The sequence below is a fragment of the Euzebyales bacterium genome (assembly GCA_036374135.1).
GTDB lineage: Bacteria > Actinomycetota > Nitriliruptoria > Euzebyales > JAHELV01 > JAHELV01.
Genome location: DASUUK010000009.1, coordinates 1 through 13,435 on the forward strand (window position 1 = coordinate 1; position 13,435 = coordinate 13,435).

The 13,435-nt window shown below is 68.8% G+C and carries 19 protein-coding genes; 10 read left to right on the top strand and 9 right to left on the bottom strand.

What is annotated here, in order from left to right; all coding sequences use genetic code 11:
• Positions 1-261 precede the first annotated feature (261 nt).
• From VFZ70_01040 to VFZ70_01050, 3 genes are all read left to right on the top strand, one after another.
• Entirely contained in the window at positions 262-639 is a 378-nt protein-coding gene (locus VFZ70_01040) for a P27 family phage terminase small subunit (GenBank protein ID HEX6254372.1), read from the top strand.
• 115 nt (positions 640-754) lie between these two features.
• A complete protein-coding gene (locus VFZ70_01045; GenBank protein HEX6254373.1) occupies positions 755-925 on the top strand; it encodes a hypothetical protein in 171 nt (56 codons plus the stop codon).
• 217 nt (positions 926-1,142) lie between these two features.
• Complete coding sequence (locus tag VFZ70_01050) at positions 1,143-2,564, top strand: phage major capsid protein (protein HEX6254374.1); 1,422 nt, start codon at positions 1,143-1,145, stop codon at positions 2,562-2,564.
• Between the two features lie 206 nt (positions 2,565-2,770).
• Here the strand turns inward: VFZ70_01050 and VFZ70_01055 are convergent, their stop codons facing one another.
• Entirely contained in the window at positions 2,771-3,115 is a 345-nt protein-coding gene (locus VFZ70_01055; protein ID HEX6254375.1) for a hypothetical protein, read from the bottom strand.
• Between the two features lie 290 nt (positions 3,116-3,405).
• The gene (locus VFZ70_01060; GenBank protein ID HEX6254376.1) at positions 3,406-3,672 is read right to left on the bottom strand and encodes a hypothetical protein; all 267 of its coding nucleotides are present in this window, start codon (positions 3,670-3,672) and stop codon (positions 3,406-3,408) included.
• Between the two features lie 180 nt (positions 3,673-3,852).
• On the opposite strand from VFZ70_01060, the gene VFZ70_01065 reads away from it, so the two are divergent.
• Positions 3,853-4,560, top strand: coding sequence for a hypothetical protein (locus tag VFZ70_01065; protein HEX6254377.1), 708 nt, complete (start codon positions 3,853-3,855; stop codon positions 4,558-4,560).
• 28 nt (positions 4,561-4,588) lie between these two features.
• On the top strand, positions 4,589-4,963 hold the full coding sequence (locus VFZ70_01070; protein HEX6254378.1) for a hypothetical protein: 375 nt from the start codon (positions 4,589-4,591) through the stop codon (positions 4,961-4,963).
• Between the two features lie 232 nt (positions 4,964-5,195).
• Here VFZ70_01070 and VFZ70_01075 read toward each other — a convergent pair whose 3' ends face one another.
• Complete coding sequence (locus VFZ70_01075) at positions 5,196-5,375, bottom strand: hypothetical protein (GenBank protein ID HEX6254379.1); 180 nt, start codon at positions 5,373-5,375, stop codon at positions 5,196-5,198.
• Positions 5,372-5,617: a hypothetical protein gene (locus VFZ70_01080; protein HEX6254380.1), complete on the bottom strand. Its 246-nt coding sequence runs from the start codon at positions 5,615-5,617 to the stop codon at positions 5,372-5,374. The genes VFZ70_01075 and VFZ70_01080 overlap by 4 nt, the downstream gene beginning before the upstream one ends.
• Positions 5,618-5,757: 140 nt before the next feature.
• On the opposite strand from VFZ70_01080, the gene VFZ70_01085 reads away from it, so the two are divergent.
• Positions 5,758-6,042 carry a hypothetical protein gene (locus VFZ70_01085; protein ID HEX6254381.1) on the top strand — a complete coding sequence of 95 codons (285 nt, stop codon included), beginning with the start codon at positions 5,758-5,760 and terminating at the stop codon, positions 6,040-6,042.
• A 123-nt stretch (positions 6,043-6,165) separates the two neighbouring features.
• On the opposite strand, the gene VFZ70_01090 is transcribed toward VFZ70_01085, so the two are convergent.
• Positions 6,166-7,080, bottom strand: a complete 915-nt coding sequence (locus VFZ70_01090) for a hypothetical protein (GenBank protein HEX6254382.1) — start codon at positions 7,078-7,080, stop codon at positions 6,166-6,168.
• Between the two features lie 435 nt (positions 7,081-7,515).
• On the opposite strand from VFZ70_01090, the gene thyA reads away from it, so the two are divergent.
• The 3 genes from thyA (at position 7,516) to VFZ70_01105 (ending at position 9,527) form a co-directional block, all read left to right on the top strand.
• Positions 7,516-8,409 carry a thymidylate synthase gene (gene thyA / locus VFZ70_01095; protein HEX6254383.1) on the top strand — a complete coding sequence of 298 codons (894 nt, stop codon included), beginning with the start codon at positions 7,516-7,518 and terminating at the stop codon, positions 8,407-8,409.
• Between the two features lie 166 nt (positions 8,410-8,575).
• The gene (locus tag VFZ70_01100; GenBank protein ID HEX6254384.1) at positions 8,576-9,088 is read left to right on the top strand and encodes a dihydrofolate reductase; all 513 of its coding nucleotides are present in this window, start codon (positions 8,576-8,578) and stop codon (positions 9,086-9,088) included.
• A 1-nt stretch (position 9,089) separates the two neighbouring features.
• Complete coding sequence (locus tag VFZ70_01105) at positions 9,090-9,527, top strand: HIT domain-containing protein (protein HEX6254385.1); 438 nt, start codon at positions 9,090-9,092, stop codon at positions 9,525-9,527.
• Here VFZ70_01105 and VFZ70_01110 read toward each other — a convergent pair.
• Both VFZ70_01110 and VFZ70_01115 read right to left on the bottom strand, forming a co-directional pair.
• Entirely contained in the window at positions 9,496-10,380 is an 885-nt protein-coding gene (locus VFZ70_01110; protein HEX6254386.1) for a deaminase, read from the bottom strand. The two genes, VFZ70_01105 and VFZ70_01110, sit on opposite strands and share 32 nt — an antisense overlap.
• Entirely contained in the window at positions 10,377-11,051 is a 675-nt protein-coding gene (locus tag VFZ70_01115; GenBank protein HEX6254387.1) for an adenylyltransferase/cytidyltransferase family protein, read from the bottom strand. Before VFZ70_01115 ends, VFZ70_01110 begins: the two co-directional genes overlap by 4 nt.
• Before the next feature lie 124 nt (positions 11,052-11,175).
• Between VFZ70_01115 and VFZ70_01120 the strand changes: the two genes are divergently transcribed.
• Positions 11,176-12,000 carry a class I SAM-dependent methyltransferase gene (locus tag VFZ70_01120; protein ID HEX6254388.1) on the top strand — a complete coding sequence of 275 codons (825 nt, stop codon included), beginning with the start codon at positions 11,176-11,178 and terminating at the stop codon, positions 11,998-12,000.
• A 143-nt stretch (positions 12,001-12,143) separates the two neighbouring features.
• Here the strand turns inward: VFZ70_01120 and VFZ70_01125 are convergent, their stop codons facing one another.
• Positions 12,144-12,356, bottom strand: coding sequence for a hypothetical protein (locus VFZ70_01125; GenBank protein HEX6254389.1), 213 nt, complete (start codon positions 12,354-12,356; stop codon positions 12,144-12,146).
• A 117-nt stretch (positions 12,357-12,473) separates the two neighbouring features.
• Positions 12,474-13,346, bottom strand: coding sequence for an IS982 family transposase (locus VFZ70_01130; GenBank protein HEX6254390.1), 873 nt, complete (start codon positions 13,344-13,346; stop codon positions 12,474-12,476).
• Between the last annotated feature and the right edge of the window lie 89 nt (positions 13,347-13,435).

The following is a 13,435-nucleotide window of genomic DNA, read 5'->3' on the forward strand; positions in this document are numbered from 1 at the left end:
TATGGAGAAACAATGGCGAGGTCCGCGGACCACTGCGGACCAGACACCCACGACATGCGGTCACTGGTGGTGCCTCGCCCACCAATGCAGCCGCACTGACACTGACCAAGAAGACGACGACCGATGACCTCGGAAAGGGAGGGCACCCGGTCGACACGGAAAACGGACGGCACCTTCCGCAATCATGCATACCTCTCTCGGACTACGGACGGGTTCAAGCATTCGGCCACTACCCGTTTTTTCACCAGGGGGTGACCTGCGATGACCAGCACGCACCTACGGGCGCCTGACGACCTGTCAGACGCCTCCAGACGGTTGTTCCGCCGGCTCGTGGCGGACCGCCGCGCGCTCGGCGGTGTCGCGGAGGTCGACGCGCTCCTCCTCGCTGACGCGTTGCGGTTGCGGGAGCGGCTCGCGCAGGTCCGCGCGCAGCTGGCGGTGGACGGCCCGACGGTCGCCGGGTCGAAGGGTCAGACCAGACCGCACCCGCTGATCGCCGCCGAGCAGAACTTGGCGCGTGATGTGCGCGCCGCGTTCGACCAGTTGCAGTTGTCGCCGTCGAAGCGGCCGGACGTGACTGAGGTGGACTCGGCGGGGCGGCTGGTCGACCCGTTCGCGGGCGAGTACGACGATGAGTGACCGAAAAGTCTGGACCGTAGATAAATGAGGAGCTGGGGGGTTCAGCGGATTGTGGCCGGATTTCCGTCCGACCCCGGTGCCCTCCCGGTCCATCCCCATGGGTGAGGAGTAGTTGGTGAGTATGTCGCGTGCGGCTCGGTTGGCGGTGTTGGATCAGATGCGCGCGGCGATCGCGGAGTTGGAACGGTTCGACGAGGACACCCGGTTGGCGGTCGACGTCGAGTTGGACGTCGCGACGTTGTGGGTTGACGCGCCTGATGATGCGTCTGGTGTATCCTCGGATTAGCTGACGCGGTCGTGCAGCATGGGCGTTCCCGGCGGAACTGGGGCGCGGCCGACGGAGGCGAGAGCGCCGCATCACGCGTGACGTCGGGACCAGCGATGGTCTACCGCACGCGGCGGCAGACAACAGCGTCACGCGCCGGCCCGCTGCTCGAGGGCACCCGGACGCACCACACAGCAAACAACCCGCCCGAACCGTGGCGGCAAATGTGGGGTGTGCCATGGGTGCACGTATGGACGAGATCGACGCGCGGCTGGGACAGATCGACGCTGAGCTTGAGGTGCTGGCCGGCCGGTCGGATCCGCTGACGGCGGACGATGAGCGACGGTTCCGCGAGCTGGAACAGGAGTTCGGGCGGCTCCGGACGTTGCGGGGCGAGCTGGAGCGTGTGGAGCGTGCGGTCGCGGGCGGGTCGACGATCCCCGGTTCGTCGCTTGGGTCGGGTCCGTCGGACGCCCGGTCGTTCGGCGGTGATCCGTGGCAGCGCCGGTCTGGTGCGTTGGCGTCGTCGCCGGCTGATCTGCGTGGCCGCGCGGTCGCCGCGGTCGAACGGACCGCGGGTGTCCCCGTCGACGGGCAGCAGCGGCTCGCCGACGCGTTCGACCACCACGAGCCGGGCACGTCCGAAGGTGACCTGCTGTCCCGTTGGGCGGTCGCGTCGAGCGACCCCGCGTATCGGACGGCGTTCGCTGCGCTGGTCCGCGACCCGATGAACGGTCACCGCAGCTGGTCGGCCGACGAGCTGGACGCGTACCGGCGGGCGGAGACGGTGTCCCGCCAGTTGGAGATCGGCACCGACGCGGGCGGCGGGTTCATGGTGCCGTTCCAGTTGGACCCGACGATCATGCTCACGTCCGCGGGCAGCGTCGACCCGCTGCGGCGGATCTCCCGTGTCGTGACCGCGGTGTCCGACGTGTGGCATGGCGTGTCCAGCGCGGGTGTGACGGCCGAGTGGTTGGCGGAGCACGCCGAGGCGGCCGACGCGACCCCGACGATGGCGCAGCCGACCGTGAACATCTTCAAGGGTTCAGCGTTCGTGCCGTTCTCCGTCGAGTGGGAGGGCGACGCGGTCAACGGGATGAACGAGCTCGCCAAGCTGCTGCTCGACGCCGCCGATCAGCTGATGGCCGCCGCGCACGTCAACGGCACCGGCTCGGGTCAACCCGAGGGTGTGGCGTCGGGCCTGGCGGCCGGGTCGAAGGTCCCGGCGGGCACGGCCGACACGATCGCCGTCGCCGACGTGACGGGGTTGCAGAACGCGCTCGGCGCACGGTTCCAACCGAACGCGCAATGGCTCGCGAACCTCACGGTGATCAACACGATCAACAGCTTCGAGACGGCCGGTGGGAGTTTGCGGTTCCCGGAGGTCGCCAACGACCGGCTGTTGCGCCGCCCGCTCAACGAGGCGTCGCATCTGGACACGCCGGGTGACACGGCGTCCGCGGGCAACGACAACGTGTTGCTGTACGGCGATTTTCAGGCCGGGTATGTGGTCGCCGACCGGGTCGGCACCCGCATCGAGTTGATCCCGCATCTGGTCGGCGCGAACCGCAGGCCGACGGGGCAGCGGGGCGCGTGGTTGTGGTTCCGGACGGGCGCGGGTGTCGTGGTCGACGAGGCGTTCCGCATCTTGACCGCATGATCTGACAGATGTGGTCTGGCGCGCGGCGTTGGCTTACACGATCAGCCATCCCGAGCGTCGCGTGTCAGACCGCAAACGGGTGGCCGCCGGCTTTCACTCAGTCGGCCGGCGGCCCCCCGACCGTCTGAGAGCAGCGCCAGGGCTTTGGCGGTCCGTCGGATGTCGTGATGGTGCCGACGGGCCGCCTCCCCACAGGCCGCGCCCGCCTACGACTCCCGAAATAGGTCACGCACGTCACACGTGGCGACGAGTTGGCTTCCCACGAAGATGACGACAGTGCCGTCCTCACCGCGCCAGGGCGGGAAGCTGCCGACGTCGTCCGGATTGACGGCGCCTGACGGAAAGCGTCGGTACCCGACCAGCGACCCAAGCGCGCTGACCAGCTTGTGATAGCTCTCACTTTCGCCCCGTTCGAAGAAGTGCTCAGTCGCGTTGATCCACATCCGTCCGCGGTCGTAGTCCTCGACGACGCCGCGGTCGTCGATCTCGACGTCGCCTACCAGCTCGTCGAACTGGTCGTCGTTGTCGTTGTCGTTGTTGTTGCTCGTCACTGCTCGCCTCCGCCCTACTTTCGGGTGTCGATTCCCCGATCGAACTTGTACTCGATCCGTGCCCGCGCCTCGACGTCGGCTAACGATCTCGTCGAGCGCGAGCCGCGATGTCGGTGGTTGGCTGTGGTGTGGGTCGTCGTCGGGGCATGGTCGGAAGGCATCGCACAACGGTTGACGCACCCGCCACAACGGCGGAGGCGCGCCCCGACGGGGTCGGGAGGATGTCAGGCGGGCCGCGCCCCCGCACGCGCCCGCGAGCCGCCATCGGTGTCTACCATCCGCAGGGGCGATCAGTCTTCGACGGCGGCGTCGTACAGCATCCCGACCGACACATCCGCCAGCGGCCGTTCGGCGATGTACTGCCCGCGGAACGCGAGCAGCGCTCGATGCTCGGAGCACAACCGCAGCACGCTCACGTGCGGCGGCGGGTACGGGAACCGCCAGCGGACTTCGACGATCGGCGGCTGCTGACGGTTCCCGCCGCCGCGACCCATGCTGTACGGGGTGAGGACCGCGCACCGATCTGGCCGCAACGGTAGCGACAAGGGTTCGTTCATGGCGGGCAGCGTGCCCGCCGCACGCCGAACCTATGTTCGCGGGCTGGGGCGCGGAGATCAACGTTGGCGTGAACCCTGCCACGTGGGGCCACACCGCCGTACCGCTGTCGTAGTGACTGTTCGTCACGAGGCGTTGAGGGTAGTCTCAACACATCGGCGCGACGTGGGGCGGTGTGGACTGTGACCGGTGATGTGCGGTTCGACCGGCCGCTCTACACCATGGCGGAAGCGGCCAGGTATCTCGGCGTGCCCGAAAGCACGTACAACACCTGGGTGCGCGGGTATGTCAGGCGCCCACCCAACCGCCCGGCGGTGCACGGCGATCCCGTGATCACGTCGATCGCTGCGCCGGCGGGACGGCCGATCATTCCCTTCGTTGGTCTCACCGAGAGCATGGTCGTAGCTGCGTTCCGGCGCGGCACGCAGTATCGCATCCACCTCAAAGAGATCAGGCAAGCCGTCCGGCGGCTCGAAGAAGAGCTCGATATCGAGCACGTCCTTGCGTCGCAACACCTGTACACAGACGGTGCGAAGATCCTCTACGACTACGCCAACGGGCATGCTCGACCTCTGAGCGGCCTAACCCAGGTGGTGGACGGACAGCGGGTGTTCGACAAGGCCATCGAGGAGTACCTCGAGCGCATCCGGTTCGACGGTGATGAATGGGCTACAGAGCTCGTGCTGCCTTGCACCCGAAATCCGATCCTGCTGGTGCGGCCCGATCGTGCGGGGGGTCATCCTGTCTTCATCAATGGATCGGCGCCGCTCGATGCCGTGATCGGCCGGGTTCGTGCGGGAGACTCCATTGAGGACGTCGCCCGCGACTTCGGCGTACCGTCCGGCGATGTCAGAGACGCCGCGGGGGTCGCGTTTGGCGAAGCGGCGTAGTCAGCGACAGCCGCCGACGCCTGAGTTCGTGATCGATCGCAGTCTGGGGCGCTACCAAGTCCCTCAAGCCGTGCGCGGCCGAGGTGCGACGGCTTACACGCTCTTCGACTTGTACGGAGAGCACGAGCAAGAGATGCCGGACGTTGAGTGGTTGAGTGACGCCGGTCAGAACGGTTACCCGATCCTCACTGCGGACAAGAACATCAGGCGCACAGCGGAGGAGCTCGCCGAGGTAGAGCGCTGTGCCGTCGTCATGTTCGCGCTTCCCAACTCAAACATGAGTGGCAGTGAACAGGTTGCACGGTTCATGACGAACTGGAACCGCATCCTCCAGGCGTGCAGGAAGCCTGGCCCCCGCATCTACAGCGTGCATGCGAACAGGATCGTTCAGGTCTATCCGTAGCCGCCACTGCGCCGCTCTCGCATAGCGTGACCAGTACCGCGCCGGGAACTAGGAGCTCGCGTCGTACGCAACGCTGCCGCCTCACCGGCCTGAGCACACCCGCCGCATCAGGCGTGGCGCGGCGTGGTGTGGACTGTCAGGGCTGAGCGCGGTCCGTTTCGGCGCGGCTTGGCTGCTACAACGGCGAGGCCTCCGCCAGAAACGGCGGAGGCCTCGACGGGTAGGGCGATGGTCAGACGGGGGCGGACCACGGCTCACGAGCAACGGTGAGCCGCCACCGCAACCCGTCGCGGTCTACGACCAACACCCCCACACGGTCGCTGTAGGTGGTGTGTGCGCGGCGGACGTCGGCGACCTCGTGCTCGGTCGACAGGGATCTGATCAGCAGCTCGACGAGTCGGGTAACCGTCACGCCGCACCCCCGCGTGCGCACGCCACGTCCAGCGTTCTGCGCAGCGCCATGACCTCAGTTTCGAGGCTGGCGACGTCGCGGGGGTCGGTCGCGCGTTCCAGTTCGGCGAGCGACCGCGACAACGCCCGCACCAGCCCGTCGCGGGTGTGGACCCGGACGGCCTCGTCCTCGACGTAGCCGGCGAGCGCGTTGCGGTCAGACCGTCGGTAGAAGCGGTCACGGTCAAGTGGTTCACTGTTCATTGCTGGCACCCCTTGCTGGTGTCGGCCACGACCCCGGACGGTCACTCGTCGCGGGGTCACTACGGTCAATGGCCGGGACGCTGGTCGACGATAGTGCAGCCGGGCCGCATGCCTGCGACCTGCGGAAACGTGCTCGCCGCATGCCGCATCGCTCGCCCCTAACCGACTACTACATCGTCCTCGATGCCGAGGACCTTCCTGCGACCGAACGCCACTGGTACCTCGGCGTGCTCCGTGACGCCGCGCCGTCGCGGGTCGTGCCGGTTCCGTCGACGGCGACCGCGATCGATCGCACGCTCAGACGCCTGCCCGCGGGACGCTGGTGGCCGGACCTTCCGGATCTGCTCGCCGGCATCGATCGTGTCGCACCGGACGTCGTCGATCGCTCGCAGGCGACGACGGACGCCCGACTGCTACGCTCCTGAGCTGGGTTGACGGCAGGGGAGGGTCCGCGCTCGCGCCGGCCGCAGGGTGCCGACGTGGGGCGGAGTTGGACCGCGCCGGTGCGCGGTCCAACTCCAACGCGCCCTGGTCTGGGGAACGCCAGGTCACACAGCGTTCGCGAGTTCCTCATCGAGCAGGAACGAATCGATCATGCGATCGAGTGCGGCGAAGTCACGATCATCCACGATCTGCATCTCCGCGCCGATCAGGAACGTCGCATCGTCCGGCATGGCGGTCACGACGACGTACTCGGTGTCTGTTCCGCCGCAGTCGGTGTAGAGGTCGTAGGACCCGACGTAGACGCCGTCGTCATACGTCTCCGTCTCGACCCACGTGCACGCATTGTTGAGCGCCTCCCCGCGTCGGTCGGCGAAGGCGTCCACACCTTCGTCACTGACGTTCGCCGACGCTGAGATGATCAGGCCGGGCACATCCCACCGCGAATGGAACGCGTCCAGGTCACTCGCAGCTCGGACGTCGAGCCGCGTGTAGCCCGCGTCGTCCGTGTAGGAACGCCCGTCGACGTCGCTCCACTCGGACGGGACGTCGACGGACAACAGCCCCGAGTCGTCGGTGACCGTCCGGTAGGTGTACGCGCCGTCCGTGGAGTCGCCGCTGCTCACGAACTGCTCCTGGAAGAACCCACTCGGCGATGCCGGATCGTCAGCCGGTGTCTCGTACTCAGATGGCTCGCTGTCATGCGTCGGCTCCGCGTCGTGGGTCGGAGCGTCATCGGCGGGTTCGCTTCGGTCGCTCGCGGCCCCGCCGCCAGCCGGTCCCTCCTCGACGCCCGAGGAGGACCGACCTTCGTCAGCGATGTGTCGGTCGGATGTCGGCACCAGCTCAGCGGCGAATGCGGCACCGGCCAGCACGAACACGAACCCGGCCAGTCCCGACAGAACCCGCACGAAGGTGCCCACACGTGGCACCCGCAACTGCTGGATCTCGAACCCGCCTCCGACAATGGCTGTCAGCAGCAGGAATGCTCCGCAGACGACGAACACGACTTCAATGCCCATCGTCGTCACCTCCTCTTGTTCGTGGGAACCGCGCTCACGACTCCACTCCGAGCGCAGGACGCCTGCGCTCGCTGATGGCTGGACAGTGGCGGACCGCTGGCCCCCGTGGCGCTCGTGGCGGATTCGCCCGTCCACAGGCAAAGAGGCGATGTCGACGACCTAGATACGTACGCATCTTGACCGCACTCGTGCCGGTGACCCGACACAGACCTTGGGCCCACCGCGTGCGGGCCCCGCCGTTCACGGCGCCCGGCACACGAGGTCTTCGAACGACTCTGCTCGGGGCATGCCGCCGCCGTGCGGTAGCCTGCGGTCGCCGTGGTGCAACCTGTGGGCGGCCGCGAGGTGGGCGGACACGACGTCGGCGTCGTGGTGATCCGCACAGCCGAGCATCCGGTGTCACGATGTGGCGACCCACACCCGTGAAGGAACGTGATGCGCTACCTGCCTGTCGCTGACCGCACACCCGACGAGCAGTACCGCCAGTTGCTCGCCCGCATCGTGGACCGCGGGATGCCGGTCCCGACGCGCCAGGGCCCCAAGGCGCTGACGCTGATGCAGCAGACCATGGCCTTCGAGCTGCGCAACGGCTTTCCCGTGGTGACCGAACGCAGCATGAAGGGGTTCTGGCGGAAGGCGATCGCCGAGCTGTGCGCGTTCATCAACGGCGCCACGACGCTGGAGGAACTGGAGGCGTTCGGGTGCACATGGTGGGGACCATGGGCGACCGATGCCAAGACCTCAAAGCGTGGGCTGCCCGAGGGCAGCCTCGGCCCGGGGTCCTACGGCGGCGCCTTCCACGACTTCCCGACCTCGGAGGGACCCGGGTTCGATCAGTTCGCCCACCTGGTCGAACAGATCATCGAGTTCCCCGCCGACCGCACCCACTTCGTGACCCCGTGGATCCCGCAGTACCAGGTGCGCGGCGCGCGCAAGCGGCAGCGGACGACGATCTCGCCGTGCCACGGATGGGTGCACGTGCGGGTCATCGACGACCGCCTGCACCTGCACATGTTCCAACGCTCGGGCGACGTTCCGATCGGCGTGCCGTCGAACATGGTGCAGTACGCCGCGCTCACCCTGATGCTCGAGCACCTGACCGGGTTCGAAGCCGCGACGTACCACCACACGATCAGCGACGCCCACGTCTACGACGACCAGATCGACGCCGTCCGCCAGATGCTGGGGCGACCAGCGCGGCCACTGCCGACCGTGGAGCTGACCGAGTCGGGACGTGCGGTGACCGACATCCACGCCTTCCGCGCAGAGCACTTCGCGATCGCCGACTACGACCCTCACCCCCCGCTCACGATCCCCGTCGCCCCGTGAGCGCTCACGGCCTCCCTCGCGCCCGTGCCTCAAGCAGCGACAGCGGTACGCACACGTCCCGTGCCTCAAGCAGCGACAGCGGTAGGCACACGTCCCGTGCCTCAAGCAGCGACAGCGGCAGGCACACGTCCCGTGCCTCAAGCAGCGACAGCGGTAGGCACACGTCATGAGGGTGTCGTTGATCGTGGCCGCGGCGACCAACGACGTGATCGGCCGTGAGGGTGACCTGCCGTGGCACGTGCGCGAGGATCTCCGACGCTTCCGCCACCTGACGCTGGACCACGCGTTGGTCGTCGGGAGGCGCACCCACCAGTCGATCGTCGACCGGCTCGGCCGGCCGTTGGACCGGCGCCTGTCGGTGGTCGTCACGCGCCGGGATCTGGCTCCGCATGACACCGTCGTCCCCGCCTCGTCGACGTCGCGCGCCCTCGGCGTGGCCCGCGCGGTCGCCAGGTTCTGCGGTCACGACGAGGTGTTCGTGATCGGCGGCGCGACCATCTACGAGCAGGCCCTGGACGACGTCGACCGCATCCACCTCACCCGCGTACTGCGCGACGTCGACGGCGACACCCTTATGCCGGCGGGCTGGCTGAACGGGTTCAGGGTGGTCGAGACCTCCGACGAGGCGACGACCGACGACGGTGTGCCGTACCGGTTCGAAACTCACGATCGGGTCTGAGGTGACCCTGTACCACCTGCCGAACGCCCGCACCGACGTTCAGCGCGACGACATGCGCCGCCTGGAGGAGGCGGGCATCTGCATCTTCTGCGAGCCGACCACGAACGGCGATCCGCACTCGGTGCTGCACCGCACGCCGGGATGGTCGGTCCGGCGCAACACGTTCCCGTACGCGGGGACCAGCCTGCACCTGCTGCTGGTCCCGGTCGAGCACGTCACCGACATGCTCGACCTGTCTGCGGACGTCCGGGACGACTTCTGGGACGCGCTGGCGTGGGTGCGCCAGCATCACGGCCTGACGTACTACGGGTTGGGGATCCGCAACGGCGACGTCCGCTACACCGGCGGGACGGTCGAGCACGTCCACGTGCATGTGATCGTCGGGGATCCCGACGCGGACCGGCCGGTCAGGCTCCGGCTGAACTCGCGGCCGTCGTGACGTCGTCGGCGTGCTCGGCCACGTCGACCCAGCACAGCTCGACGCCGGCCGTGCGCAGGATCTGCTCGCCGTCCAGCGACGAATAGCCGCCGGCGAAGTAGCACGTCGCGAAACCCGCCTCCGCGACCAGCCGCGCGCACGCTGGACACGGGAACGTCGTCACGTACAGGTCGCAGCCGGCGAGCGCGATCCCCTCGCGGGCGCAGGCTGCGATCAGTCCGGCCTCGGCGTGCAACGCGGTCGACAGGTCGGCGCGCACGCCGCGGCTGAAGTTGTCGCGCGGATCGCCGTGCAGGTACGGCGCGTACTCGGTGGGACGATGCTCGTTGTGCGCCTGGGCGATCACCGCCCCCTGGCGCACGGCGATCGCGCCGACCTGCCGCCACCAGTCGGAACTGCGCTGCGCCTCGTCTGTGGCAACGTCGAGCAGTGCGCGTACCTCGGCGGCGTCGGCGGCCACGCCGTCGTAGCCGGGGGGTCGTTGCGCGGCACTCCACGGCCGGTCCCAGCGCAGGAAGGTGCGCTCCAGCACGACGTGCCTGCCGCCATCCAGACCGTCCGCAGCGATCAGGTCGCGGATGACGTCCTCGTCCGGCGCCACCAGCACGTCGGCAGTGATCGCGGTGGCGAGCTCGTCCCGCTCGACCACGCGCACCGGGACCGTCAGCGTGACGCGTAGGTACGCCGCCGCCCGCTCGGGAGCCAGCGCGCGGATGTCCTTGCGCAGCGCCGTGAACTGCTCACGGAAGCTGGTGCCGAGCAACAGCACCTCATCGGCGTCGTCGTGCCGTGCAAGGAACTGCTCGTACCCGTCGTGCAGCACCGGCAGGTACAGCAGGATCTGCGTCGTCACGCCGATCCCCGCCCACCGGCTCGCTCACGCTCGCCCTCACCCGCCCGTCCCCACCCACGGTCGGCATCGCCCTGGCCGACGACCTCGTCGATGATGTCCTGCAACACCTCGGGCAGCCGCTTGGCCAGGTGCTCGGACAAGACGTCTGCGAGTTGCAGCTGCAGTCGGCGCAGCCGTGCCGATGTGCTGACCTCAGCCATGCGGTCGAGCACCTCGACGCGTCCGCACCACCCGGCCTCGAGCTCGGCGATCTCCTCGGGCGCGTACGTCTCGGCGGTGGTGACCAGCACGTCCGGGCGCACCGCCTTGATCAGCGCCCAGCGCGGCGCGTCGGCGGGCTTGAGCGTCACCAGCCCCACACCACGTTGATGGGTGACCATCCGCAGCCGTTCCTTCTCCGGAACCGCGGGTCGCGTCGGCCCCTTGCGCCGGCGGACCTTCTCGTCACTGTCGACACCGACGATCAGGAAGTCGCCGAAGCCGCGCGCGGCCTCGAGGTACATCGAGTGGCCCTCGTGGAGGATGTCGAACGACCCGCTGGTCAGCACGATGTTCATGCCCAGGTGTTCGCGCAACGCGTCCACCTTCGCGGCGATCTGGTCGTAGTCGGCGATGAACCGCTCCTCGAACCGCGACGCGTCCGCGAAGAGGCCCGACCTGGTGCTGTGCACGACGCTCCCTTCCACCAGCGGTCACAGCCACGCGCGGCGGTCACCGACCGCGCGCGACCGAGTGTACGGCCGTCACCGACGACGGCCGCCCAGCGCGCCATGTCCTGCGCTAGCGTCACAGGTCATGAACGCTCTCGAGCTCCGCCGCCTCGGTCAACGACTGGTGCAGGTCGCCGACCGGGCGATCGCCGACGCGGGTGGCCACGAGGAGCCCCACATCGGACCCGCGGTCGCCGCGGCCGTCGCTGCCGACGACCACCGCGTGGTCGGCGAGGTGCTCGCCGTGCTCGATGTCCTCGCGCACTGGACGCTGCGCGCCGGGACGTCGAGCCCAGATGATGCGCTGCCCGGGCTGGAGGGCGGATTCGACGCGCTGTACGACGGCACGCCACCGTGGGACATCGGTCGACCGCAGCCGCTGCTCCAGCGCCTCGCCGACGACGGCGAGATCACCGGACGGGTGCTGGACGTCGGCTGCGGCACGGGTGAGCACACCCTGCTCGCGGCTGAGCTCGGCCTGGACGCCGTCGGCGTCGACATCGCGCCGAAGGCCGTGGCCGCCGCCCGGCGCAAGGCCGCGGAGCGCGGTGTCGACGCCCGGTTCGAGGTGCTCGATGTCGCGCACCTCGACGCGCTCGGCCAGACCTTCGACACGGTCATCGACTGCGGTCTGCTGCACACGCTGCCCGAGCCGGCTGTTCCCGGCTTCGTGGATGCGCTGGCCACGGTCATGCGACCCGGCGGTCGGTACCACCTGCTGTGCGTCAGTGACCGCCAACCCGGTCATGCGGGGCCACGCCGTACGAGCCGCGAGTTCATCCGTACGACGTTCGGCGACGGCTGGGAGATCCTTGCGATCGACGAGGCCGAACTGGCGGTCACCATCGCCGCCGGGACGCTGCGCGCGTGGCACGCGGCCATCGTCCGGGTCGACGCCGATGCGAAGTGATGTCAGTCGTCCGCGTGCGCCGGCACGCGCGTGACCTCGACGAGGGTCTCGTGGACGCCGCCGGCCCGGTGTCGTCGGCACCGGTGGCCGCGTTGGTGAGTACGGCCGGCGCTGCGTCGCGAACGTCCGCGCGCACCAGGTGATCAGCTCGTCGTCGATCCCGTGATCGTCGCGGCGCGCGGCGGCGGCATCGCGGCAGCCGACCGGCGTAGCTCGTCCCATCCGGTGGTGTGGGCGGCCGGCCGGTCGGCGTCGGTGAGCTCCTCGCGATCCAGGACATGGACCATCGCGCGCACGAGCGCCACGTCGGTGCCGGGTCGGATCGGCACGAACACGTCCGCCTTCGCGGCGGTCACGGTGCGGACGGGGTCGCGTCACCGTAGCCGTGCGGGACGGCACACCGCCAGTCGGTGATCCACAACAGCCGGGAGCCGATCCACGGCCGCTAGATGAATGATTCCGTTGTGGTGCTGTCAGTGGTCGTAGGCGACCAGGTGTCGCCCGGGGGTGTGCAGTTGCCAGTTGAACCAGATCGCTGCGGCGAGTGCAGCCAGGCGCTGCACGACGCGGGCGAAGACGCCTTGCAGGGTACGCCCGCCGTGGCCTTCCAGGTCGAGTTGGCCCTTGAGGGTGTCGATGATCGACTCGACCCACTGGCGCATCCCACCGAGCGTGCCGAACCGCGCGCGTTCGTCGTTGCGGTCGGGACGCACGACCAGCGCGCCCATATCGGCGACGAAGGTCTCGAAGTCGGCGCTGGCGAAGCCTTTGTCGGTGACCAGCACCTGCCCGGGATGCAACGGTTGGCGGTCGAGCATGGCAGCAGCCACGTCGCGTTCGGGTGTGTTGGCCGGCGCGAGCGCGAAGTCGACGGGCAGCCCGTCAGGCGTGGACAGCAGGTACAGCCGGAACCCCCAGAAGTACCGGGAGTGCGACGCGCAGTAGCCGTAGGTGGCGTACCCGGCCAGCTCGGAGCGTTTGACCGTCTCGCGGGACGCCGCGCACGGGACCGGGGTGGAGTCGAGCAACCGGACCCGGTCACACACCGACGGGGACGCTGCGACCAGCTCGCGCAGCACCGCGCAGATGACAGGTGCCAGGCGGCGCAGCCGCTTGTTGTAGCCGGGCTGCTGGGGGACGTACGGGAACAGGTGCCCGAGGCGGTCGCCGACCAGCCGCAGCCAGCGGCGTTCGCTGCCCGCGTCGAGCAGGACCTGCGCGATCGCGAGACAGACCAGTTCGGCGTCACTGATGCGCGGCGGCCGACCATGCCGTGGTCGCGAGTCGAGCAGATCGTCGATGAAGACGTACAGTGCGATGACGAGGTCGTCGAGACAGGCGTGCACGAGGCCCTCCCCAGGGTCGACGTTGCGTTAGCAACGCCAACTCTCGGCGACCTCGCCCACGAAACGGCGCAACCTCGGTCGATCACACC